Source organism: Streptomyces sp. NPDC057280, assembly GCF_042668605.1.
Lineage (GTDB): Bacteria > Actinomycetota > Actinomycetes > Streptomycetales > Streptomycetaceae > Streptomyces.
This window is the reverse complement of sequence record NZ_JBHUYR010000001.1, coordinates 799047-819568: the sequence shown is the minus strand read 5'-3', so window position 1 is coordinate 819568 and position 20522 is coordinate 799047. Positions and strand designations below refer to the sequence as shown.

24 protein-coding genes are annotated in these 20522 nt (G+C 72.4%); 13 read left to right on the top strand and 11 right to left on the bottom strand.

The window, feature by feature from the left end; all coding sequences use genetic code 11:
* Positions 1-53: 53 nt before the first annotated feature.
* Positions 54-602 carry a hypothetical protein gene (locus ACFUO4_RS03730; protein ID WP_383479579.1) on the bottom strand — a complete coding sequence of 183 codons (549 nt, stop codon included), beginning with the start codon at positions 600-602 and terminating at the stop codon, positions 54-56.
* A 277-nt stretch (positions 603-879) separates the two neighbouring features.
* Here ACFUO4_RS03730 and ACFUO4_RS03725 point away from each other — a divergent pair, with 277 nt between their 5' ends.
* The 3 genes from ACFUO4_RS03725 (at position 880) to ACFUO4_RS03715 (ending at position 3188) form a co-directional block, all read left to right on the top strand.
* Positions 880-1779 (top strand): GNAT family N-acetyltransferase, encoded by a 900-nt coding sequence (locus ACFUO4_RS03725; RefSeq protein ID WP_383479577.1) that lies wholly within the window; start codon positions 880-882, stop codon positions 1777-1779.
* 70 nt (positions 1780-1849) lie between these two features.
* Positions 1850-2176, top strand: coding sequence for a hypothetical protein (locus tag ACFUO4_RS03720; protein WP_383479575.1), 327 nt, complete (start codon positions 1850-1852; stop codon positions 2174-2176).
* Positions 2177-2225: 49 nt separating this feature from the next.
* Positions 2226-3188, top strand: coding sequence for a phosphotransferase enzyme family protein (locus ACFUO4_RS03715; RefSeq protein ID WP_383479573.1), 963 nt, complete (start codon positions 2226-2228; stop codon positions 3186-3188).
* A gap of 37 nt (positions 3189-3225) precedes the next feature.
* Here ACFUO4_RS03715 and ACFUO4_RS03710 read toward each other — a convergent pair whose 3' ends face one another.
* The gene (locus tag ACFUO4_RS03710; protein WP_383479571.1) at positions 3226-4113 is read right to left on the bottom strand and encodes a Gfo/Idh/MocA family protein; all 888 of its coding nucleotides are present in this window, start codon (positions 4111-4113) and stop codon (positions 3226-3228) included.
* A 265-nt stretch (positions 4114-4378) separates the two neighbouring features.
* Here ACFUO4_RS03710 and ACFUO4_RS03705 point away from each other — a divergent pair, with 265 nt between their 5' ends.
* Complete coding sequence (locus tag ACFUO4_RS03705) at positions 4379-5236, top strand: aldo/keto reductase (protein ID WP_383479569.1); 858 nt, start codon at positions 4379-4381, stop codon at positions 5234-5236.
* Positions 5237-5331: 95 nt separating this feature from the next.
* Positions 5332-7104, top strand: a complete 1773-nt coding sequence (locus ACFUO4_RS03700; protein WP_383479567.1) for an ABC transporter ATP-binding protein — start codon at positions 5332-5334, stop codon at positions 7102-7104.
* 56 nt (positions 7105-7160) lie between these two features.
* Here the strand turns inward: ACFUO4_RS03700 and ACFUO4_RS03695 are convergent, their stop codons facing one another.
* A complete protein-coding gene (locus ACFUO4_RS03695) occupies positions 7161-7508 on the bottom strand; it encodes a hypothetical protein (RefSeq protein WP_383479565.1) in 348 nt (115 codons plus the stop codon).
* 240 nt (positions 7509-7748) lie between these two features.
* Between ACFUO4_RS03695 and ACFUO4_RS03690 the strand changes: the two genes are divergently transcribed.
* The gene (locus tag ACFUO4_RS03690) at positions 7749-7937 is read left to right on the top strand and encodes a DUF5133 domain-containing protein (RefSeq protein WP_383479563.1); all 189 of its coding nucleotides are present in this window, start codon (positions 7749-7751) and stop codon (positions 7935-7937) included.
* Positions 7938-7944: 7 nt separating this feature from the next.
* Here ACFUO4_RS03690 and ACFUO4_RS03685 read toward each other — a convergent pair whose 3' ends face one another.
* The gene (locus ACFUO4_RS03685; RefSeq protein WP_383479561.1) at positions 7945-8913 is read right to left on the bottom strand and encodes a GlxA family transcriptional regulator; all 969 of its coding nucleotides are present in this window, start codon (positions 8911-8913) and stop codon (positions 7945-7947) included.
* Positions 8914-9092: 179 nt separating this feature from the next.
* Here ACFUO4_RS03685 and ACFUO4_RS03680 point away from each other — a divergent pair, with 179 nt between their 5' ends.
* Together ACFUO4_RS03680 and ACFUO4_RS03675 are read left to right on the top strand one after the other, a co-directional pair.
* Positions 9093-9548: a DUF2269 family protein gene (locus ACFUO4_RS03680; RefSeq protein ID WP_383479559.1), complete on the top strand. Its 456-nt coding sequence runs from the start codon at positions 9093-9095 to the stop codon at positions 9546-9548.
* Between the two features lie 102 nt (positions 9549-9650).
* On the top strand, positions 9651-9872 hold the full coding sequence (locus tag ACFUO4_RS03675; protein WP_383479557.1) for a hypothetical protein: 222 nt from the start codon (positions 9651-9653) through the stop codon (positions 9870-9872).
* 3 nt (positions 9873-9875) lie between these two features.
* On the opposite strand, the gene tgmB is transcribed toward ACFUO4_RS03675, so the two are convergent.
* The 3 genes from tgmB to ACFUO4_RS03660 form a co-directional block, all read right to left on the bottom strand.
* Positions 9876-10853: an ATP-grasp ribosomal peptide maturase gene (gene tgmB / locus ACFUO4_RS03670; protein ID WP_383479555.1), complete on the bottom strand. Its 978-nt coding sequence runs from the start codon at positions 10851-10853 to the stop codon at positions 9876-9878.
* Positions 10854-10869: 16 nt separating this feature from the next.
* Positions 10870-11061, bottom strand: coding sequence for a putative ATP-grasp-modified RiPP (gene tgmA, locus ACFUO4_RS03665; protein WP_059191096.1), 192 nt, complete (start codon positions 11059-11061; stop codon positions 10870-10872).
* A 190-nt stretch (positions 11062-11251) separates the two neighbouring features.
* Entirely contained in the window at positions 11252-11536 is a 285-nt protein-coding gene (locus ACFUO4_RS03660; RefSeq protein ID WP_383479552.1) for a hypothetical protein, read from the bottom strand.
* Positions 11537-11811: 275 nt separating this feature from the next.
* Here ACFUO4_RS03660 and ACFUO4_RS03655 point away from each other — a divergent pair, with 275 nt between their 5' ends.
* On the top strand, positions 11812-12849 hold the full coding sequence (locus ACFUO4_RS03655; RefSeq protein ID WP_383479550.1) for a hypothetical protein: 1038 nt from the start codon (positions 11812-11814) through the stop codon (positions 12847-12849).
* Positions 12850-12920: 71 nt separating this feature from the next.
* Positions 12921-13607: a maleylpyruvate isomerase N-terminal domain-containing protein gene (locus tag ACFUO4_RS03650; protein ID WP_383479548.1), complete on the top strand. Its 687-nt coding sequence runs from the start codon at positions 12921-12923 to the stop codon at positions 13605-13607.
* On the opposite strand, the gene ACFUO4_RS03645 is transcribed toward ACFUO4_RS03650, so the two are convergent.
* Complete coding sequence (locus ACFUO4_RS03645; RefSeq protein WP_383479546.1) at positions 13600-14679, bottom strand: hypothetical protein; 1080 nt, start codon at positions 14677-14679, stop codon at positions 13600-13602. The genes ACFUO4_RS03650 and ACFUO4_RS03645 overlap by 8 nt on opposite strands.
* A 270-nt stretch (positions 14680-14949) precedes the next feature.
* Between ACFUO4_RS03645 and ACFUO4_RS03640 the strand changes: the two genes are divergently transcribed.
* Positions 14950-15615 carry an SDR family NAD(P)-dependent oxidoreductase gene (locus tag ACFUO4_RS03640; RefSeq protein ID WP_383479544.1) on the top strand — a complete coding sequence of 222 codons (666 nt, stop codon included), beginning with the start codon at positions 14950-14952 and terminating at the stop codon, positions 15613-15615.
* Between the two features lie 8 nt (positions 15616-15623).
* Here the strand turns inward: ACFUO4_RS03640 and ACFUO4_RS03635 are convergent, their stop codons facing one another.
* Both ACFUO4_RS03635 and ACFUO4_RS03630 read right to left on the bottom strand, forming a co-directional pair.
* Entirely contained in the window at positions 15624-15977 is a 354-nt protein-coding gene (locus ACFUO4_RS03635) for an ArsR/SmtB family transcription factor (RefSeq protein ID WP_383479542.1), read from the bottom strand.
* Positions 15978-16050: 73 nt separating this feature from the next.
* Complete coding sequence (locus tag ACFUO4_RS03630; protein ID WP_383479540.1) at positions 16051-18438, bottom strand: ATP-binding cassette domain-containing protein; 2388 nt, start codon at positions 18436-18438, stop codon at positions 16051-16053.
* Between the two features lie 181 nt (positions 18439-18619).
* On the opposite strand from ACFUO4_RS03630, the gene ACFUO4_RS03625 reads away from it, so the two are divergent.
* Together ACFUO4_RS03625 and ACFUO4_RS03620 are read left to right on the top strand one after the other, a co-directional pair.
* Positions 18620-18982: a PadR family transcriptional regulator gene (locus ACFUO4_RS03625; RefSeq protein WP_383482262.1), complete on the top strand. Its 363-nt coding sequence runs from the start codon at positions 18620-18622 to the stop codon at positions 18980-18982.
* Entirely contained in the window at positions 18979-19980 is a 1002-nt protein-coding gene (locus ACFUO4_RS03620; RefSeq protein WP_383479538.1) for a hypothetical protein, read from the top strand. Before ACFUO4_RS03625 ends, ACFUO4_RS03620 begins: the two co-directional genes overlap by 4 nt.
* 18 nt (positions 19981-19998) lie before the next feature.
* Here the strand turns inward: ACFUO4_RS03620 and ACFUO4_RS03615 are convergent, their stop codons facing one another.
* A complete protein-coding gene (locus ACFUO4_RS03615) occupies positions 19999-20502 on the bottom strand; it encodes a lamin tail domain-containing protein (protein ID WP_383479536.1) in 504 nt (167 codons plus the stop codon).
* Positions 20503-20522: the final 20 nt, after the last annotated feature.

The window sequence follows — 20522 nt, the reverse complement described above, 5'->3', positions numbered from 1 at the left end:
GGGGCGAGAGGGACGGCAGGGGTCCGTGGCGCGCATGCCTGCCCTCGCCGGCGTCAGGACGCCGTGCGCTCCGTCGGCCGGGGACGGACCCGGAACACCTCGACGACCGCCTTGGCGTGCAGGGAGTCCAGGGTCCGGATCTGCTGCTCCGCCCTCCGCAACAACTGCTCGAGGCGATCGGCGTCCAGACGCGGCTCCAGCGCCGACACCGGCAGCAGCGCGCGCCAGAGCGACGCCTTGCCCTGCACGCCCAGCCGCAGCGCCTCCAGCTCGACCAGCACGGCGAGACCGGAGCGGCGCAGCAGCCGGCCGTTGGGCTTCACCCGCGCGATCCGCTCCGCCAGCCGGGCGAGACCCTGTTTGTACCGCCGCACGGGAACGCCGAGGTCCCCCAGCAGCGCGGCGAGCGCCCGGCGGTCCTGGGCGATCTCCGTCGCCAGTTTGTCCAGGTCGTTGCCGTACGCCGACGCGTGATGCTCCCGGGCCATGCGGCGGGCGAGCGCCGTCCCGCTCGCGGCGCCGGCCAGATGGTCGTTGAGGTAGATGCCCAGCATCCTGTCCCGCGCCGGAGCGTCGGCGGACTTCCGTGTCGGCACGTTCATGGTCTCCCTCCCGGGCCTGGATTTCTCCGACCGTCACCGAGTGCCCCGCTCGCCCTTGAACACGAGCGGCGATCCCTGTGCACCGCGAGCGGCACGGAAAACCGCTGGCGCGTGCCCCGTTGGACCTTCTACCGTGTCCCCGTCACGCCCCAGGACCGACGGAAGGAGGCGAGTGCCATGCAGTTCACCGACATCCAGCGCTCCCTTCCCGTTGCCCCGGGCGTGCACGTGTGAGTTCCCGGGAGCGCTTCACGCCGCCTGTATCCCGGAGGAACCCATGACCGGTCTGGTCATCCGCGGGCTCGACGAGAGCACCGCCCACGAATTCGACACGCTTCCCGACCCGCTCGGCGTGCGCGCCGCGCATCCGCTGACCCGGCACCGCCCCGACTGGCAGCGGATCGCCCTGCGCGACGGCCGGACCGTCGCGCGCGCCGCCTGGTGGGGCGGCCCCGACGACACCGAGCCGCTCTGCGTCGACCGCCTCGACCTGGCCGAGGGGGAGACCGAGGCGGCGGCGGAACTTCTGCGCACGGCGCCCTGGCGCGTCGACATCGACTTCAGCCTGCCGCCCGGCTGGCGCGAGGACCCGGCCCTGCGTCCCGCGGTCGAGGCCCGCTTCGAGGCCGCGCGAGCCGCGGGGTACGAACTCCTCGTCGAACGCTTCCACTACCGCTGGACCCCCGAATGCGGCCTGCCCGAGCGGACCGGCCGCCTCGTCCACGCTCCCGAGCCCGACGACGCCGTCTTCTTCGACGCCCTGCGCCGCATCCACTCCGCCACCCTCGACGCGCACAGCGCGAAGGCCGCCGAGGAAGGCGGCCTCGACCGAGCGGCCCAGGAGGAACTGGACTTCTTCCGCTGGTGCCCCTCCCCGCGCGAGTGGTGGCAGGTCGCCCGCACCCCGGACGGCGAGCTGGCCGGCATCCACATCCCCGCGCGCAACCACCAGGCCCCGATCGTCGCCTTCATCGGCGTCGTCCCGGAGCAGCGCGGCCACGGCTACGCCTACGACCTGCTGACCGAGTGCACCCACTACCTCGTCGAGCAGGGCGCCGAGTACATCGTCGCCGCCACCGACCAGGGCAACTTCCCCATGGCCGCGCACTTCGCCAAGGCCGGCTATCCCGTGACCCGGGAGCGGGTCAACTTCCGTCTCCCGGCCGACGCGCGGTAGCCACGACGGCCTCTGTCAGTGCCGGATGACAAGGTGAACTCGAGCATCGGCACCGGATGACGGAGGCGCAGTGGGGTTCGACAGCCAGGTCTGGCAGGTGCGCGGCGGCGACGATCCGGTGGGGGAGATCCTCATCGACGAAGCCGACTTCCCGTGGCTGTCGGGCCACTTCACGGCAGGGCCCGGCTACGACGCCGTACGCGACCTGTTCGCGCGGGAACTCGCCCTCGCCGAACGGGATGACGAGGGGCACTGGGAGGAGTGGGAGCGGGTCTACGACGAGATCCGGCGGCGGGTGTCGCTGGTCTCGCCGGACGGCCCGGTCCCCGAGTTCCTGCTGCACATCGAGGGGGACCGGGCCTGGTTCCGGTGGAGCGACAAACCGTTCGACGACTAGCCGCCGCACCTGGGATCTTGGGTGGTCGCGACCGTGGAGAGGACCCCCTGTGCAGCGAGCAGCCGACGCCATCGCCGACCGCTACGGACTCGGCGGCGGACCGTGGACCGTGACCCCCGTCGCCCGCGGGGCGCTGGGACAGATCTGGAAGCTGTCGGGGCGCGGTACGACCTGGGCGGTGAAGGAACTGCTCTTCGGCTGCGACGAGGACCAGGTGAGGCGCGAGGCCGCACTGCGGGACGCCGCCGAAGCGCTGGGGATCTCCGCGCCCCGGCTCCTGCCCAACCGCGACGGCTCCCACGTCACGCGACTCGACGGTTCCCACGTCAAGGTGTACGACTGGGTCGGCGGCCGCCCGGCCGACCCCACCGACCCGGAGACGCTCGGCTGGTGCGGGCGGACGCTGGCCCTCCTGCACCGGGCCGGCGAGGGCGCCACGGAGAGGCCGGACGCCTGGTACGAGGAGTGCCCTCAGGAGGCCGACTGGGCCCGTCTGTTGAAGGAGGTGCGGCAGGCGGCCGTGGAGTGGTCGGACGAACTGGCCCGGTTCCTCGACACCCGGATGCCGGAGCTGGCGCGGCACGTCACGCCGTCCGGCCCCGACGGTCTGGTGACCTCCCACCTCGACATGCAGCCCCCGAACGTCCTGGTCGGCCCGGACGGCCCCACCCTCATCGACTGGGACAACGCCGGCGTCATCCCGGCGGCACGCGAACTCGCCCGCGCGCTCTTCGTATGGGCGGGCGGCAACGACTTCTCCACCGAGGCCGCCCGCCGCCTCGTCCACGCCTACGCGGACGCCGGAGGGCCCGCCCGGATCACGGGCCTCGACTCCTTCTCGATGCTCTTCGCCACGGACCTGAACTTCGTGTACGTCCAGGCCGAGTGCGCGATCGACCCGAAAGTGACCGCGGAACAACGCGAGTTCGCGTCCGACAAGGTCGTCGACACCCTGACCACCCTGCCGGACCCGGCCGCTGTGGCTCGCCTCGCGGAGACGGTCGCGACCTGAACCTCAGCCGCCGCCCGACCGTCAACCGCCGCGTCCGTCAGGGGTGTTCCCCGCCCAGCAGGCCCTCGGCCGTCGCCAGGATCTCGGTGACCCGCAGCCCGAACGCGGCGTCGCACGGGTGCGGTCGGCCGGTGCGGGCCGCGGCGAGCAGGGCGTCCGCCGCGCGGACCAGGGCGGGCACCGCGCCCTCCGGGCTGCGCGGCAGCAGGGTCGCTCCCGCCTCACCGCGCAGTTCGACGGCAGCGCCCGCCGCCGCGGGCGGCGCGGTCAGGCTCAGGGTGAGCGTGCTCGACGCGCCACCGGCGTGTTCGAGGACGAGGTGCACGGTGTCCGCGGGACCGTGCGCGGCCGCCGCGACCCGTCGTACGTCGCCGAGGACCGGCAGCAGCACCGACAGCGCGTGCGGGCCCACGTCCCACAACGCGCCCTTCTCGCGCCGCCACGGCGACGCGCCGAAGGGGCTGTCGGTGGTGAACACCGCGCCCAGCCACTCGGCGCGCGCGGTGAACCAGCCGTCCACCGCCGCCTGTTCGGTGATCCACGCCTCGGTCACGGCCTGGAAGCGCGTCGTGAAGAACACGACCGAGGCGACCCCGGTCTCGCGTACCGCGTCCACCACGGCCCGGCCCTGCTCGACCGTCGGCGCGAGGGGCTTGTCCAGCAGCAGATGGCAGCCCGCCCGCGCGGCCCGTACCGCCAGCTCGGCCTGCACCCCGGGCGGCAGCGCCACCGCGACGGCGTCCACGTCGGCGAGGAGCGCGTCGACGTCGTCGTAGGCCCGGGTGCCGAACCGGCCCGCCAGCTCCTTCGCGGCGTCCGGGCGGCGGCCCCACACCCCGGCGAAGTCCAGTTCCGTGTGCTCGCTCAGGGCGGGCGCGTGCGCCCCCTCGGCCCATGGGCCGGTGCCGAGCAGTCCGATGCGCATGCCGCCGCCTCTCACCGTCGTCGCTGGTCGAGGGCGAGCGTGCCACACGTACCCGAAGTCCGCGCAAGCGGATCGGGGAGACGGGTCGCACACCGGTCGACGTACCGCGCGATTCAGTCCCCGCAGTGCTGAATGCGTTCTCTTTCTTCTATTGGACCTGCGGGCCCGGACCGGTTCAGGCTGAGACAGGTGTCCGGCCGGGCGGCCATGTGCCGATCGACCGGACATGCGCACCCGTACGGCAGCCGCAGAGAGGTCACACCCCATGCACACGCGACGCATCGGTGACGTCGAGGTCAGCGCCATCGGCCTGGGCGGAATGCCCATGTCCATCGAGGGACGCCCGGACGAGGCGCGCTCCCTCGCCACCCTGCACGCCGCCCTCGACGCGGGCGTGACGCTCATCGACACCGCGGACGCCTACCACCTGCACGCCGACGAGGTCGGCCACAACGAGACCCTGATCGCCAAGGCCCTCGCCTCCCACGACCGGGGTGAGGACGTCCTCGTCGCCACCAAGGGCGGCCATCTGCGGCCCGGCGACGGCAGTTGGACCCTCGACGGCCGCCCGGAGCACCTGAGGGCGGCCTGCGAGGCCTCGCTGCGCCGGCTCGGGGTGGAGGCCATCGGGCTCTACCAGTTCCACCGCCCCGACCCGCGGGTGCCGTACGCCGACTCCGTCGGTGCCGTGCGGGACCTGCTGGACGAGGGCAAGATCCGGATGGCGGGGATCTCCAACGCGAACCCGGAGCAGATCCGGCAGGCGAACGAGATCCTCGGGGGACGGCTGGTCTCCGTGCAGAACCAGTTCTCCCCGGCGTTCCGCTCCAGCGAGCCGGAGCTGGAGCTGTGCGACGAGCTCGGCATCGCGTTCCTGCCCTGGAGCCCGCTCGGCGGTATCTCCCGGGCGCGGGAACTCGGTTCCGCCTACGCGCCGTTCGCCCGGATCGCCGAGGCGCACGGGGTGAGCCCGCAGCGGGTGTGCCTGGCCTGGATGCTCGCCAAGTCGCCGGTCGTCGTCCCGATCCCGGGATCCAGCCGGCCCGAGACCATCCTCGACTCCCTCGCGGCGGCCGACCTCACCCTGAGCGCCGCGGAGATTGCCACGCTCGACCAGGTGTAGCCCCGGGACGCAGGGGCAGAGAGCGCTTGCCCAGCCGGGTGGGCGCTGTCGGAAGGCCCGCCCGGCCATCCGTACGTCGGGAAGGACCGCCGCCAATGGCCTCGCCGTTGGAGAGACCGCTCGACCACCGCTACCGGGGCGAGCACCCCATCCGCACCCTCGCCTACCTGTTCCGCGCCGACCGCCGCCGCCTCGCCGCGGCGGTCGGCGTCTTCACGGTCAAGCACAGCCCCATCTGGCTGCTGCCGCTGATCACCGCGTCCATCATCGACACGGTCGTCCAGCACGGTCCGATCGGCGACCTCTGGCTGAGCACCGGGATCATCCTGCTGATCCTGCTGGTCAACTACCCGTTGCACGTGCTGTACGTCCGTCTGCTGTACGGCAGCGTGCGCCGCATGGGCACCTCGCTGCGCTCCGCGCTGTGCACCCGCATGCAGCAGCTGTCCATCGGCTACCACTCCCGGGTCAGCGCGGGCGTGTTGCAGGCCAAGGTCGTCCGGGACGTCGAGACCGTCGAGCAGATGGTGCAGCAGACCGCCGAGACCGGCCTCGGCGCGGGCACCGTGCTCATCGGCGGGCTCGTCATCATCGGCATCCGCACCCCGGAGTTCCTGCCGGTGTTCCTCGTCGTCGTCCCCGCCGCCGCGCTCGTCGTCGCCCGGCTCAGGGCCCGGCTGCGCACCCACAACGAGCGCTTCCGGCACGAGGTCGAGACCCTGTCGTCCCGCGTCACCGAGATGACCCGGCTGATCCCCGTCACCCGCGCCCACGGACTGGAGCGCAAGGCGCTGCGCCGGATGGACGGCACCCTGCACCGCCTGCTCACCTCCGGCAACCGCCTCGACCTCGTCAACGGCCGGTTCGGCTCGCTGGCCTGGGTGGTGCTCAACGTCGTCGGCGTGCTCGTCCTCGCGGGCGCCGCGCTGGTGTCGTACTACGGCGTCTGGGGCGTCACCCCCGGCGACGTGGTGATGCTCAGCGCGTTCCTGACCACCCTGACCAACTCCACGACGACGCTGGCGGGGCTCGCCCCGGTCATCACCAGGGGCCTGGAATCGGTGCGTTCGGTGGGCGAGGTGCTCCAGGCGCCCGAACTGGAGGACAACGCGGGCAAGTCCGAGGTCGGCGAGGTCCGCGGGGCCGTCGACTTCCAGCAGGTCGGCCATGTGTACGGGGAGAGCGAGCGGCCCGCCGTGCAGGACTTCACCCTCTCCGTGCGGCCCGGCGAGACCGTCGCCCTGGTCGGCGCCTCCGGAGCGGGCAAGTCCACCGTGCTCAACCTCGTCATCGGCTTCATCCGTCCCACCTCGGGCCGGCTGCTGCTCGACGGCACCGACATGAACGACCTCGACCTGCGCACCTACCGCCGGTTCGTGTCGGTGGTGCCGCAGGAGTCCATCCTGTTCGACGGCACGATCCGGGAGAACGTCGCCTACGGCATGGAGGACGAGGCCGACGAGGAGGCCGTGCGGGCGGCCCTGCGGGACGCCAACGCGCTGGAGTTCGTCGACCGGCTGCCGCAGGGCCTGGACACGGTCGTCGGCGAGCGCGGGGCCCGGCTGTCCGGCGGCCAGCGCCAGCGCCTCGCGATCGCCCGCGCCCTCATCCGGGACCCCCGGGTCCTCGTCCTCGACGAGGCCACCTCGGCACTGGACACCCGCTCGGAGGCCCTGGTCCAGGAGGCTCTCGCCCGGCTCCTGCACGGCCGCACCACCTTCGTGGTGGCCCACCGGCTGTCCACCGTGCGGGGCGCGGACCGGATCGTCGTGCTGGGCGACGGCCGCATCCAGGAGATCGGCACCCACGAGGAACTCCTGCTCCGGGGCGGTGCGTACACGGCGCTGCACAGCGGGCAGGTGGCCTGAGCGGTGCCCTCCGGGCGGTCCCGGCGCCCGGAGGGCACTCGCGTGACGGCGGTCCGTCAGGCGGCGCTGCTGCGCGGGACGCGGTGCGGGCAGCGGGTGTCGTGGTCCGTGCCGCAACTCGTCCACCAGCGCTCGCAGCACGCGGCGTCGAGCTCGGCCTGTACGACGTCGTCGGCGGCCTCGGCGATGTCGAGGCCGACCGCGTACCCGGCCGGGGTGGCGGCCGTCCGCTGCTCGTGCCACTCGGCCTCGCGGACGACGGCGATGACCGGGACGAGGCTCGCGGCGGCGAAGAGATACACGGCCCACGTGGGGCCGTGACGGTACTGCAGGACCGAGGTCCAGGCGAGTCCGGCGCTCGTGGCGACGTAGATCCCGCAGAGGAGGCGGGGGAGGCAGTTCATGGCGTACACCGTTCGTGCGAAGGGATGCGCCCTGTTCAACTGCCGACGGCCCGTGGGGAAGCGGGTCGGTTCCACGCTCGCCGGAACGTCACTCCTGTGGGTCTCCCGCAGTCCGGATTCGACCGGCACTCGGGCACGGAGCGTCAGGATTCCGTCAAATGCGGGCCGGGGTGCGGGAGATGTGAGCATGCCGGAACCGGGCCCGTGGACCGATCCGTCTTGCTTGAGAGGGGCTTTTCCGTGTTGGTGCCGGACCCGAAGGTCGTCAGGAAGCTGCTCACGCAGTACGCGTCGCTTCAGATCGCCCACGCCGAGCGCAGCGACGCCACGGTCGCACGGGAGTTGGAGGATGTGAGCTACACCCTGTGCGTCCTGATGGGCGCCGACGCCGTCCCGGATGCCGTCGCCAAGGCGGATGCCCTGCTCTGAGCCGCTTCTAGCGGGACACGGGAGAGCGTGAACTCCCGTGGAACGCCGCCCGGTAGGACTGTGGAGTGGTTCCCGCGACGCGCCGGAACCGCTCGCGGAACGCGGTCGGGGAACCGAACCCGGCCTGCCGCGCGATGCGCTCGATCGGGTGGTCGCTGTTCTCCAGCAGGTACTGGGCGCGCCGCACCCGCGCCCGCAGCAGCCACTGCAGCGGAGTGGTGCCGGTCTGCTCGCGGAAGCGGCGGCTGAAGGTGCGTTCGCTCATCCCCGACCGGGCCGCCATCGCGGCGAGGGTGATCTCGCGGGCCAGGTTGTCCTCGATCCACTCCAGGACCGGTTCGAGGGTCGAGCCGCGCGGCACCGGCGGATGGTCCAGCACGATGAACTGGGCCTGGCCGCCCTCCCGTTCCAGGGGCATGACCGACATCCGCGCGGCATCGGCGGCGACGGCCGACCCGAAGTCCCGCCGGATCATGTGCAGACACATGTCGAGGCCCGCGGCGGCACCCGCCGAGGTGAGGATCCGGCCGTTGTCGACGTAGAGGACGTCCGGCTCCACCCGGACCCCGGGGAAACGGCGGGCCAGTTCGCCCGCGGCCACCCAGTGCGTGGTGGCCCGCAACCCGTCCAGCAACCCGGCCTCCGCCAGCACGAACGCGCCCGCGCACACCGAGGCGATCCGGGTGCCCGCCGCCGCGGCCTGCCGCAGCGCGTCGAGGACGGGGGCGGGGGTGGGGCCGGCCTCGGGGGAGCAGCCGGGCACGATGATCGTGTCCGCGTCCGCCAGCGTCTCGAGGCCGTGTTCGACCCGGAGCGAGAAACCGCCGTCGGCCCGCACCTCCGGCGACTCGGCGCACAGCCGGACCCGGTAGGCCCCGCGGCCGTCGGGCAGCCGCGTCCAGTCGAAGACCTGCATCGGCGCCGCCATGTCGAACGGCACCACCAGGTCGAGAGCCAGGATCGCCACAGTGTGCATAAAGGCCACGATAGGCGGGTTCCCGCCAGCGGCCACGACAGGGGGACAGCAGGAAAGGCCGACGTCAGATCGGTTGGCGAGAATCCGTGGCCTCCTGTCGTTCCAGCCTCTGTGCGACGGCTGCGAAGATCCCTAACGTGGGCCGCCGACCACCCACGACCGACCCTGGACCTCACCCGATGACCAAGCTCCTGCTGTCCCTGCACGTCCTCGCGGCCATCGTCGCCGTCGGCCCCGTCACCGTCGCGGCCAGCATGTTCCCGCCCGCGGCCCGCAGGTCGGGCGCCGACCCGGCGAGCACGGGCACCGTCGCCCTGCTGCACCGCATCTGCCGCGTCTACGCGGGCCTGGGGCTGGCCGTTCCGCTCCTCGGCTTCGCCACGGCCGCCGCGATGGGGGTGCTGGGCAGCGGCTGGCTGATCGCGTCCATGGCGCTGACCGCCGCCGCGGCAGGCGTCCTGGTGGCCTTCGTCCTGCCCCGGCAGTCGGAACTGCTCGAACAGCTCGACGCCGGGCAGCCCGTCGAGCGGTCCGGCACCGCCCAACTCGCCCTGTTCACCGGCGTCTTCAACCTGCTCTGGGCCACCGTCACCGTCCTCATGATCGTCCGGCCCGGCTCCACCACGGGAGCGTGAGTCAAGCCGAACGGAGGAATTCACCCCGCAGGGTGCAGGGACGCCTAGACTTGACAGCCGTGCCCATACCTGTGGGCCGTGACACGAAAGGCACGTTGACGGGTGTTCCAGGATTCCCCCATCTATGACCGACTCATCGCGGAGCGCGGCGACGTACCCACTCAGGTTCGCAGGGAGGCCGAGCGAGTCAGCAGGGAACTGGAGTTCGTCATGCAGCCCCTCCAGTCCATGAGCCGTGCCCACCTCGGCGAGCTGCCCTCGCCGCCCCCGCCGCCCCCGGGCTGGCAGCGCAACGCGCTCATGCCCGGCCCCGGGCAGCTGTGACCCTCAGGTGAGCGCGGTGTTCGCGCCGTTGACCTGTGCCCCCTCGCCCGCCACGGGACGGGCCAGCCACTCGGCGACGGTGCGTGCGATCGGCTGACCCGTCTCCACCTCCACGAAGCCGAACTGCCCCGACTGGTTGCACTCCAGGAACCACCACGTCCCGTCGGCGTCCTCCGCGAAGTCGAAGGCTCCGTAGGCCAGTTCGGCACCGCGCAGATAGGCGCGCACGGCGTCGGCGACCCGTGGCGGCACCTCGGTGGCCTGCCACGGATGGGTGGGGGAGGCGAAGCGCACGTCGACCTCGTCCGGGTCCGCCGCCGTGGACTTGCGCGCGGCCAGCATCCGCTCACCCACCACCGTGAGCCGGATGTCCGCCCGCTTGGCTATCCGGCGCTGGAGCAGCGTCGGACCGTACGCCACGGCCCCGAAGTCCGCGTCCGGCGCCACCCTGCTGGTCGGCACCGCCCGCGGCGGATCCTGCGGGTGTGCCCCCGACACCGGCTTGACCACCAGATCCGGGTAGCGCTCGGCGAACTCCCGGGCGGCCTGCGGAAAGGTCGTGATCAGCGTGGCCGGAACGGGCAGCCCGGAGCGCTGGGCCAGCCGCAGCTGCCAGGGCTTGTGACGGGCCCGGCGGGCCGCGTCCGGGTGGTTCATCCACCGCGCCTGCGAACTGCGGAGCATGCCGTAGAGCGCCTGCGACGCCTCCTCCGTCAGCCACTGGGACGGCTGGGCGGCCCGGGTGGCGGCCGTGCCCGGCCGGCGCACCCACACGGACCGCAGTCCGTTGATGCTCACCAGCCGCCCTCCGGACGACAGATGGCCGCGGAAGGAGCCGTGCACGTACTCCCCGGACAGCGCCGCGCTCCCCGTCAGGTCGGCCGGGTCGAGCCGGACCACCGGCACCCCGGACGCGTTGAGGTGGACGACCACCATGTCGGCCGTCACGTCGGCCTCACAGGTCAGGATCAACACGGTCATGTACGCCGACCCGTGTTCAGTCGTCGAAGTGGGTCTTCGAACCGGCAGTTGACGTCGTCGTACCGAGCTCTCTCAGCAACGCCAGGTCGTGGGCGGCTATCCGCCCGTCCGAGAGCACGTTCAACTGCCGTCCGGAGTCGTACACATACGGAGTGGTGGACTCCGACTGTGCTGCCGGGCGGGCGTAGTTGAGCGCGAACGGTTGCATCGTCTCTCCCTCGTGGATGCTGCGCCGAGCCGGCGGCGGTCACTGGCACCGTCGCCCGGGTCGCCGACTGCCGTCGGCCTCCTGAGACTTATACGAATCGAACGGGTGATTGGTTTCCTTACTCTGTGTGACCAGGGGCGGTTGGGGAGGCGGGGACGGGGGAGACAGATGGGGACGTCGGGGCGTGTGATCAGGCCGTATCCGTGAATTCGTCACGCTGCGCGTACGCGCGCATGCTGCGCAGAGCGAGCAACAGAACACCGATGTCGTCCAGATACACGGGGTCGACCAACAGGTCGGCCGGCAGCAGGAAGTAGGCGAGGGCACCCCAGAAGACCCACCGCGGACCGGTCGGCAGCCCGGCCCGCCTCAAGTCCCGCCGGGTGCGCAGGAGCCGTGCGAAGACGACCACGGCCGCGGCCAGCAGGACCGCCGCGATCACCGCGGCGACGACGATCACGGTGCTGGTGTCCACGGGCCCTCCTCGAATCGGGATGTGCCGTATCAGGATGTGTGCATCTCTTCACGGATTCCCGTTCCCGGCACGGGTATGGCCGACAAGGCTCGAACCGGTGCCGTCGCACACCAGTGGGAGTGCAGGGGCGTGGGCCGTCGGCGGTCCGTCATACCCGTGGCCCATCCGAGTGGCAGGGTCGGGCCCGGACACCTAGTAATGGTCACCGTAACGTTGCGTGTCGCGCTTCGGGGGGCGCAGCAGCGGCCGCATCTCATCCGCTTGGAGATCCGCGCATGACCAGTCGCCCGTCAGCACCTCAGTCGAACGAACCCGCCATACCCGTCACGGAACCGATCAGCCCCTTCGCGCCGACCGGCGACCGAGGGGACGCGAGCGTCCCGGCGTACGGCGATCCGGTCGACGGGCTGGTCCGTGCCGCCGTGGCCGATCGCCCCCTGGACGAGGTGGCCCAGCTCATCACCCTGCTCGAACAGTCACCCGGGTACGCCCGGGCCACCGCCGACGCGCTCCGCGCGGTCGGGGTGAACCGCTCCGTGGACGACGTCACCCGGCTCGTGGTCCTGCTGACCCGGCCACCGCGGGACGCCTCCGGAGCCGACGAGGCGATCCGTGCCGCGGCCGCGTCCCGCCCCGTCGAGGAGGTGACCCGGCTGATGGCCCTCCTCCAGCAGGCTCCGCTGGAACCCCACTGCGGACAGGAGGCGGTGCGGGCGGCCGCCACCGGCCGGCCCGTCGAGGACCTCGTGGAGCTGATCGGCCGCCTGGCCGACGAACGCGGCGGCGGCCACCCGCCGCAGCAACCGGAGGAGACCGCCGCGGCACCGCCCCCGGCGCCTCCCGAGGGGGCGCCGCTGCCGCGCACGGCACGCGTGCGCTTCCGCAGCGCCGCCCCGCCCGCCTGGCCCGGCCGGCTCGCCGCCCTGGCGCTGTTCGTCTGCGCCGCCGCGTACTTCCCGGCCCACCAGGACGGTGTCTCCCTGCGCCGCTACGGCCTCGTCCTCGGCCTGTCCGGCCTGTGCCTGCTCCTCGCCCTGCTGGTGACCCTGCGCCCGACGGCACCGGCGCTCACCCTCGCGGTCCTGGTGCCGGCCGCCCTGGCCGCGACCCAGCTGTACGCGGCCCGCTTCGACGCGGGCCGGCTGTCCCACGCTCTCGACCTCACCCTCGCCCCGGCCTGGGCCGCCGGACTGGCCGCCGTGTGCGCGGCTCTCGCCGCGCTGACCGCCCTGGTCGTACGGCTGGCCTCCCCGACGCCGCGCCCGAACGCGACGGAACGCCCGCTCGCCGGGGCCCAGCGCACGGCGGACTGACACACCGTCGGCCGGTCGGGACGATCAGACCGCGTCCCCTCAGGCAGCCGCGCGGCGCCTAGGCTGGCGTCATGACCGACGTGCCTTTGGACCCCACGCCACCGTCCGCGGTGCTGCGCGGCGCCTACACGGCCTTCGCGGACGTGGTCCGGCCGTTGGAGGACGAGGAGTCCTGGCGGCCGACCGGCTGCACGGGCTGGGCGGTGCGCGATCTGATCCTGCACTGTGTCTCCGACTGCCAGCGCGCCCTGGTCGCCCTGCACACGCCGGCCGCCGGACCCGCCGACCGTGACGCCGTCACCTACTGGCGGGACTGGCGGCCCGATCCCGTCGGCGCGGCCAACGGGCGGCGCTGGAGCCGGGTGGGCGCCAGCATGTTCCTGGACTTCCGTCAGCTGCGGGAGCTGTACCTGGAGACCGCAGCGGCCACGGTCACGGCCGCCGCGGCGACGGACCGGGACCGCCTCGTCGCCACGCAGGGCCATGTGCTGACCACCGGGGACCTGATGACGACCCTGGCCGTCGAGGCCACGATCCACCATCTCGACCTCGTCGTGGACCTGCCCGGCGTGCCGGGGCCGTCAGCCGTGGGCCTGGCCGCGGTGCGCGCCACCCTGGACGGGCTGCTGGGCCGTCCCGTCCCCGTGGCGTGGAGCGACGAGCACTACGCCCGCGCCGCCACCGGCCGCGCGCCGCTCACGGATGCCGACCGCCGCTCGCTGGGAGCCGACGCCGACCGCATCCCGCTGTTCAGCTGACGCCGTCGCCGCCCTTCGGGGGCTTGCGCTTGAGGCGTTCGAAGGTCCGGGTGAGCTGGTGCAGCGGGGACGCGGGCGGCTGCTCGGCGGGCGGCGCCGTCGGCTCGGCGGCGCGGCCCTCGCGGTACGCGGCGAGCGCCTCGTTGGCGCGTTCGGCGGCCTCCCGGTACAGGTCCCGGGACTTGGTCATGGCGTCGAGCGCCTCCGCGTACATGGCGACGAGTTCGCGCTGCCGGGCGAGCTCCTCCTCCAGGGTCAGCAGCCCCCACTTCTCCCGCAGCTCGGTGACCGCTTCCCCGGCGTCGCCGGGCAACGGCCTGGGCAGCGCGGCGAACCGGGTGAGGACGTCGATCAGTTCCCCGGGCGGAGTCCCGTCGAGGAAGACACTGCGCACGGAGAACTCGTCGGCGTCGTGACCGGGCGGCAGCGGCGGCAGGACGACGGCGCCGCCGCGCGGCACCTGCACGTCGAGGTCCTTCAACGCCCAGTTGACGGCCCGCAGTTGGTGCGGCGCGGCGCGGTGTTCCACCACCCGGTGCGCCAGCCCCCGCGGCAGCAGCCCGGCCAGGGGGCGCAGGCCGCGCTCGTCGGGGGTCATGGCCTCGTGCACGACCACATGGACCGCCCACGACTCGCGCGCGCAGCTCTTCAGCAGGCGCCGCATCTCCTTGTCGTCCTCGGTGAGCCGGTTGACCTCGCGGAAGCGCAGACCGGCGACCGCGTCCTGATCCCACTGCGCCTCCTGGCTCTCCCCGACCGGCCAGAACATGCCGACGGGGGAGGGCCAGGCCATGTTCCAGGCCCGTTCCGCCTCCGCGACCAGCACCCACTCCTCGTCGGTGAGGGTCAGCCGGGCCCGCACGGTCACGTCGTCCTCGACCCGCCAGCGGGCCTCGAAGACCCGTTCCTCCGGAAGTTCCTGGAAGTCGTCGACGACCCCGTCGTCCTTCAGCTGTCGCAGGTGGGAGGCGCGGAGCACGTCCACCGCGGCGGAGTCGGCGTGGCGGCCGCGCAGCTGCCACACGGTGGCGGGGGTCGTGGTGGGCGAGGCGGTGGTGGCGGAGATCGGCATGAGTCCATCTGGGGTGGGGGCAGGTGCCCCCAGTATCGTCGCCGCAGCCGGAAGGAGATCGGGCGGGGTCGGCCGACGGGACGAGCCCCCCGCGGTCCGGATCACTCGGGGTGTGCGGGGCGCGCTTCGGGAGGGCGTCCTTCACCCGTGTCGCGCGGCCGACGCGACCACCACAATGACCGGCACGAACAGGGCCCGCCCACCATCCGCATCGGGGCGGGTCCTGTTCGCCGTGGCGCGCTCCGGCCCCGGCGGGGGAAGGATGGGGCCATGACCACCATCGCCATCATCGGAGCCGGCCCCGGACTCGGCGCTGCCGTGGCCCGGCGGTTCGGCAGTGAGGGCTTCGACGTCGCCCTCGTCGCCCGCACCCCCGAGCGCGTCGCGTCCCTCGCGGCCGGCCTGACCGGCCAGGGCGTCACGGCCCGCGCGTTCACCGCCGACGTACGCGACCCGAAGGCCCTGGCGGCCGCCCTCGACGAGGCGCGGGCGGCGCTGGGCCCGATCGAGGTCCTCCAGTACAGCCCGGTCCCGCAGCCCGGCTTCATGCGCCACGTCCTGGAGACCACCCACACCGACCTCGCCGGCCCGGTCGAGTTCTCGGTCTACGGCCCGGTCGCCGCGGTCCAGCAGGTCCTGCCCGGCATGCGCGAACTCGGCCGCGGCACCATCCTGTTCGTCAACGGCGGCACCGCCGTCGTCCCGCACCCGGACCGCGCGGGTACGTCGATCGCGTTCGCCGCGGAGAGCGCGTACGGGCATCTGCTGCACGACACCCTCGCGCCCGAGGGCATCCATGTCGCCCAGCTGGTCATCCCCGGCGCGATCATCCCCGGGCACCCCCGCAAGGACCCGGAGGCCCTGGCGGACACCCTGTGGGAACTGCACCGGGACCGGCACGGGTTCCGGCACTTCGCCGACGACCTCGACTCCTGAGCCCGGCCTCAGAGGCCGGCGGGGTGCCGGTCCTCCCGGGCCGAGGCGTCCACCAGGGCCGTCAGCAGACCGGGGAAGCGCTCCTGCATCTCATCGGTGCGCAGGGCGTTCATCTTGGTGGTGCCGACGTAGTACTGCCGGATCAGCCCGGCCTCGCGCAGCACGTTGAAGTGGTGTGTCAGCGTGGAGCGGGACACCGCCACGTCGAAGGTGCCGCAGCTCATCTCCGCACCCGCGCCCGCGAGTTGGCGGACCACGGCCCGCCGTACCGGGTCCACCAGGGCCTCCAGCACCTGCTGGAGCGACACCTCCGCCAAGGCGGGGTGCTCCACCGTCCGTGGGGCGGTGCGGGGGCGGGCCATGGGGGCTCCCTCGGGGCGACTGCGGTCCGGTCATGGTACGGCGGTCGCTCCGAGGGGGCGGGGGTGCTCCGGGTCAGGCGCCCACGTAGTCCGCGAGGTGCTCGCCGGTGAGGGTCGAGCGGGCGGCGACCAGGTCGGCCGGGGTGCCCTCGAAGACGATCCGGCCGCCGTCGTGGCCCGCGCCCGGGCCGAGGTCGATGATCCAGTCGGCGTGGGCCATGACCGCCTGGTGGTGCTCGACGACGATGACGGACTTGCCGGAGTCCACCAACCGGTCCAGCAGGCCGAGCAGTTGCTCCACGTCGGCGAGGTGCAGACCGGTCGTCGGCTCGTCGAGGACGTACACGCCGCCCTTGTCGCCCATGTGTGTGGCGAGCTTCAGGCGCTGCCGCTCACCGCCGGACAGCGTGGTCAGCGGCTGGCCGATGGTGAGATAGCCGAGGCCGACGTCGACGAGCCGCTCCAGGATCTTGTGCGCGGCCGGGGTGTGGGCCTCGCCGGAGCCGAAGAACTCCTCCGCGTCGGTCACCGACATCTCCAGCACCTCGCTGATGTCCCGGCCGCCGAGCCGGTACTCCAGGACCGACGCGTCGAACCGCTTGCCGTCGCAGTCCTCGCAGGTGGTGGAGACACCGGCCATCATCCCGAGGTCGGTGTAGACGACGCCGGCGCCGTTGCAGGTGGGGCAGGCGCCCTCGGAGTTGGCGCTGAACAGGGCCGGTTTGACGCCGTTGGCCTTGGCGAAGGCCTTGCGGATCGGCTCCAGCAGCCCGGTGTAGGTCGCGGGGTTGCTGCGCCGCGAGCCCTTGATCGGGCTCTGGTCCACCGACACCACGCCCGCGTCGAGCGGCACCGAGCCGTGCACCAGCGAGCTCTTGCCGGACCCGGCGACGCCGGTGATGACGGTGAGGACACCGAGCGGGATGTCGACGTCGACGCCCTGGAGGTTGTTGGCCGTCGCGCCCCGGATCTCCAGCGCGCCCGAGGGCTTGCGCACGCTCTCCTTGACGGTGGCCCGGTCGTCGAGATGCCGGCCGGTGATGGTGCCCGAGGCCCGCAGGCCTTCCAGGGTGCCCTCGTAACAGACGGCGCCGCCCGCGACACCGGCGCCGGGACCGAGGTCCACGACATGGTCGGCGATCGCGATCATCTCCGGCTTGTGCTCCACGACGAGCACGGTGTTGCCCTTGTCGCGCAGGCGCAGCAGCAGGTCGTTCATCCGCTGGATGTCATGCGGGTGCAGGCCCGCGGTCGGCTCGTCGAAGACGTACGTGACGTCGGTGAGCGAGGAGCCGAGATGGCGGATCATCTTCACGCGCTGCGCCTCACCGCCCGAGAGCGTGCCGGCCGGCCGGTCGAGGGCGAGATAGCCGAGGCCGATCTCGACGAACGAGTCCAGGGTGTGCTGGAGCGCGGTGAGCAGCGGGGCCACCGACGGCTCGTTCAGTCCGCGCGCCCAGTCGGCCAGGTCCCTGATCTCCATCGCACAGGCGTCGGCGATGGAGATCCCCTCGATCTTCGAGGAGCGGGCGCCCTCGGTCAGCCGGGTGCCGTCGCACTCCGGACAGACGGCGAAGGTGACCGCGCGCTCCACGAACGCCCGGATGTGCGGCTGCATCGCCTCGGGGTCCTTGGACAGCATCGACTTCTGGAGCTTCGGGATCAGCCCCTCGTAGGTGAGGTTGACGCCGTTGATCTTCACCTTGACGGGCTCGCGGTACAGGAAGTCGTGCCGCTCCTTCTTCGTGAACTTGCGGATCGGCTTGTCCGGGTCGAAGAAACCGGACTCCCTGATCACCCGCACCACCCAGCCGTCCCCGGTGTAGGTGGGGATGGTGAACGGGTCCTCGTTGAGCGACTTGGAGTCGTCGAAGAGCTGGGCGAGGTCGATGTCGGTGACCGTGCCGCGGCCCTCGCAGCGGGTGCACATGCCGCCGGTGCGGTTGAAGGTGACCTTCTCGGTCTTGGTCTTCTCGCTGCCCCGGTCGACGGTGAGGCCGCCCTGCGCCGAGACCGAGGCGACGTTGAAGGAGTACGCGCTCGGCGGGCCGATGTGCGGCTTGCCGAGCCGGCTGAACAGGATGCGCAGCATCGCGTTGGCGTCGGTGGCGGTGCCGACGGTCGAGCGCGGGTCGGCGCCCATCCGGCTCTGGTCCACGCTGATCGCGGTCGTCAGGCCGTCGAGGACGTCGACCTCGGGACGGGCCAGCGTCGGCATGAACCCCTGCACGAAGGCGCTGTACGTCTCGTTGATCAGCCGTTGCGACTCCGCGGCGATGGTGTCGAAGACGAGCGAGCTCTTGCCGGAGCCGGACACCCCGGTGAACACCGTCAGCCGGCGCTTGGGGATCTCGATGCTGACGTCCTTGAGATTGTTCTCGCGCGCCCCGTGCACGCGGATCAGATCGTGGCTGTCGGCAACGTGCGGCGTGGCGGTCCGCGGGTCCGTCTTCCTGGCCATGGTGGTCGTCTCTCCTCCGTCGGGCCGGGGCGCTCGGCGGAGCCGAGGCGGCGTGGCTCTCAGGCTAGATCCGCACCCGGGACCCGCGCTTCTCCATTCCTGACCGCCCGATCCGAAGTGTGTGTACGGCTCGCAGAATATATCGGCGGCCGATATATTCAGTTTCATGGCACCGAGGAACATGACACAGGCGGCGTTCTTCGTCCTGACCGCCCTGGCCGACGAGCCGCGACACGGCTACGGCATCCTGCGCGAGGTCGAGGACCTGTCCGACGGCGCGGTCCAGCTGCGCGTCGGCACGCTGTACGGCGTACTCGACCGGCTCACCGCGGACGAACTGATCGTCCTCGACCGCGAGGAGGTGCAGCAGGGCCGGCTCCGGCGCTACTACCGCCTCACCGACGAGGGCATGCGGGCCCTCGACGCCGAGGCGGAGCGGATGGCCGCGGGCGCCAGCGCCGCCAAGCAGCGCATCGCCGAGGGCCGCAAGGCCGGCGGCACCCCGCCCGTCACCGGACCCGGACTCGCGGGAGGACTCGCATGACGACCCTGCTCGAAGCGCGCTACCGCACCGTGCTGCGCCTGCTGCCCGCCTACTACCGCGAGGCCCGCGAGGAGGAGATGGTCGAGGTCTATCTCTGGGACGTCGACCAGGAGACCCAGGACCAGAGCAGGCCCACCCTCGGCGAGGTCGCCAGCATCGTCGCCCTCGCCGTGCGCAGCAGACTGGCGGCCACCGGGGCGCCCCGGCGCTACGCCCTGTTCGGCTCGGCCGTCCGGAACTTCGCGCTGTACGCCGTACTGCTCCAGGCGGCGGTGATCGTCTCCGACGAGGTACTGCGCGTCACCTGGTCGGCCACCCGCGGCCCCCGGGAATGGGACCTGTTCCTGACCGGCTTCACCGGCAGCGGTCCGCTGCCGACCGTCGTCGCGATCGCCGGATGGGTGCTGCCGTTGCTGTGGACGGTCACGTTCTTCGCCCTCGTCCACGACCGCCGGCGCCTCGCCCGGGCCGCCGTGCTGCTGGCCGCGCTGCCCTCGCTGTGGCCGCTGATCGAGCCGCTGGTGACCGAGTGGCCGTTGTCCGCCCCGTACTTCGTCACCGCCAACGCGATGTTCGCCTGGCTGCCGGCCCTCGCCGTGTGCGCCGCGTACCACCGCGACGCGCCGCCCGCCGCACTGCCCGCCGGCACTCCCGGGCTGGCCTTCCTGGCCTGCTGTGTCGTCACCGGCGGGTCCGTCGCGCTGCTGCCCACCGTGGTCGATCTCGCCTGGGCCCCCGCCACCTGCTTCGTCCTCGCCGCCCTCGGCTGGCTGCTGCTGCGTGCCCGCCGCGCGGAACCGGGGACCGGCAGCGCGGCGCCGGCCCTGGCGGTGCTCGGCCTGCTGATCCTCGCGGTCCGGGCGGCGTCGCTGCTCCTGTGGAGCGGGCTTGCGCTGCCCGCCGTGTACCTCGCCGGCGCGTACGCCCAGGCGGCCGCGCTCACCCTGCTGGTCCTGGTGCTGGGTGTGGTGGCCCGGCGCGACCTCGCCCCTCGCTGACGGGGCCGCGCCGCCCGCTCAGCTGTGGAACTTGATGTAGCCGTTGCCGTCCGGGTCGGATCCGCTCTTGGTGTAGGAGTGGACGTCGGCCCGGCTGCCGGCCGGCTTGAACAGGTAGATCGTGTCCTTGTCGTTGTTCCACATGAAGTTGCAGTTGTCGCGGTACACGACGTTCTTCGCGTCCGAGTCGGTGCCGTGGCCGCCGCGCAGCTTCACGTAGTCGCCGGGCTGGAGGTAGTGGTTCGCGGTGAACTCGAAGTAGTTCCCCGCCGCGTCCTCGACCCAGTACCCCTTGAGGTTCACGGTCTTGGTCGACGAGTAGTTCTTGATCGTCACGTACTCGTCGTCGGTGTTCCCGGTGGCGCAGGTGTTGGAGTCGCGGCCGGGCGCGTCGTACTGGGTCCCGCGGATCTTCAGCGCGGACGAGTACTCGGTCGCCTGCGCGGGCACCGCGGTGAGCGCTATGAGCGCCCCTGTTGCGGTGACCGCTGCCGCCGTGGTGGCGGCAAGACGTATACGCATGACAAAGCCCCCCTTTGTGA

Bases quoted from the DNA above. Each gene is read 5' to 3' on its own strand.
- tgmA (WP_059191096.1), bottom strand. From the start codon at position 11,061: ATGCAACCGTTCGCGCTCAACTACGCCCGCCCGGCAGCACAGTCGGAG.
- ACFUO4_RS03680 (WP_383479559.1), top strand. From the start codon at position 9,093: ATGACCAAGCTCCTGCTGTCCCTGCACGTCCTCGCGGCCATCGTCGCC.
- ACFUO4_RS03695 (WP_383479565.1), bottom strand. From the start codon at position 7,508: ATGAACTGCCTCCCCCGCCTCCTCTGCGGGATCTACGTCGCCACGAGC.
- ACFUO4_RS03630 (WP_383479540.1), bottom strand. From the start codon at position 18,438: ATGGCCAGGAAGACGGACCCGCGGACCGCCACGCCGCACGTTGCCGAC.
- ACFUO4_RS03705 (WP_383479569.1), top strand. From the start codon at position 4,379: ATGCACACGCGACGCATCGGTGACGTCGAGGTCAGCGCCATCGGCCTG.
- ACFUO4_RS03650 (WP_383479548.1), top strand. From the start codon at position 12,921: ATGACCGACGTGCCTTTGGACCCCACGCCACCGTCCGCGGTGCTGCGC.
- ACFUO4_RS03645 (WP_383479546.1), bottom strand. From the start codon at position 14,679: ATGCCGATCTCCGCCACCACCGCCTCGCCCACCACGACCCCCGCCACC.
- ACFUO4_RS03655 (WP_383479550.1), top strand. From the start codon at position 11,812: ATGACCAGTCGCCCGTCAGCACCTCAGTCGAACGAACCCGCCATACCC.
- ACFUO4_RS03730 (WP_383479579.1), bottom strand. From the start codon at position 602: ATGAACGTGCCGACACGGAAGTCCGCCGACGCTCCGGCGCGGGACAGG.
- ACFUO4_RS03700 (WP_383479567.1), top strand. From the start codon at position 5,332: ATGGCCTCGCCGTTGGAGAGACCGCTCGACCACCGCTACCGGGGCGAG.
- ACFUO4_RS03635 (WP_383479542.1), bottom strand. From the start codon at position 15,977: ATGGCCCGCCCCCGCACCGCCCCACGGACGGTGGAGCACCCCGCCTTG.
- ACFUO4_RS03685 (WP_383479561.1), bottom strand. From the start codon at position 8,913: ATGCACACTGTGGCGATCCTGGCTCTCGACCTGGTGGTGCCGTTCGAC.
- tgmB (WP_383479555.1), bottom strand. From the start codon at position 10,853: ATGACCGTGTTGATCCTGACCTGTGAGGCCGACGTGACGGCCGACATG.
- ACFUO4_RS03710 (WP_383479571.1), bottom strand. From the start codon at position 4,113: ATGCGCATCGGACTGCTCGGCACCGGCCCATGGGCCGAGGGGGCGCAC.
- ACFUO4_RS03640 (WP_383479544.1), top strand. From the start codon at position 14,950: ATGACCACCATCGCCATCATCGGAGCCGGCCCCGGACTCGGCGCTGCC.
- ACFUO4_RS03625 (WP_383482262.1), top strand. From the start codon at position 18,620: ATGACACAGGCGGCGTTCTTCGTCCTGACCGCCCTGGCCGACGAGCCG.
- ACFUO4_RS03620 (WP_383479538.1), top strand. From the start codon at position 18,979: ATGACGACCCTGCTCGAAGCGCGCTACCGCACCGTGCTGCGCCTGCTG.
- ACFUO4_RS03725 (WP_383479577.1), top strand. From the start codon at position 880: ATGACCGGTCTGGTCATCCGCGGGCTCGACGAGAGCACCGCCCACGAA.
- ACFUO4_RS03615 (WP_383479536.1), bottom strand. From the start codon at position 20,502: ATGCGTATACGTCTTGCCGCCACCACGGCGGCAGCGGTCACCGCAACA.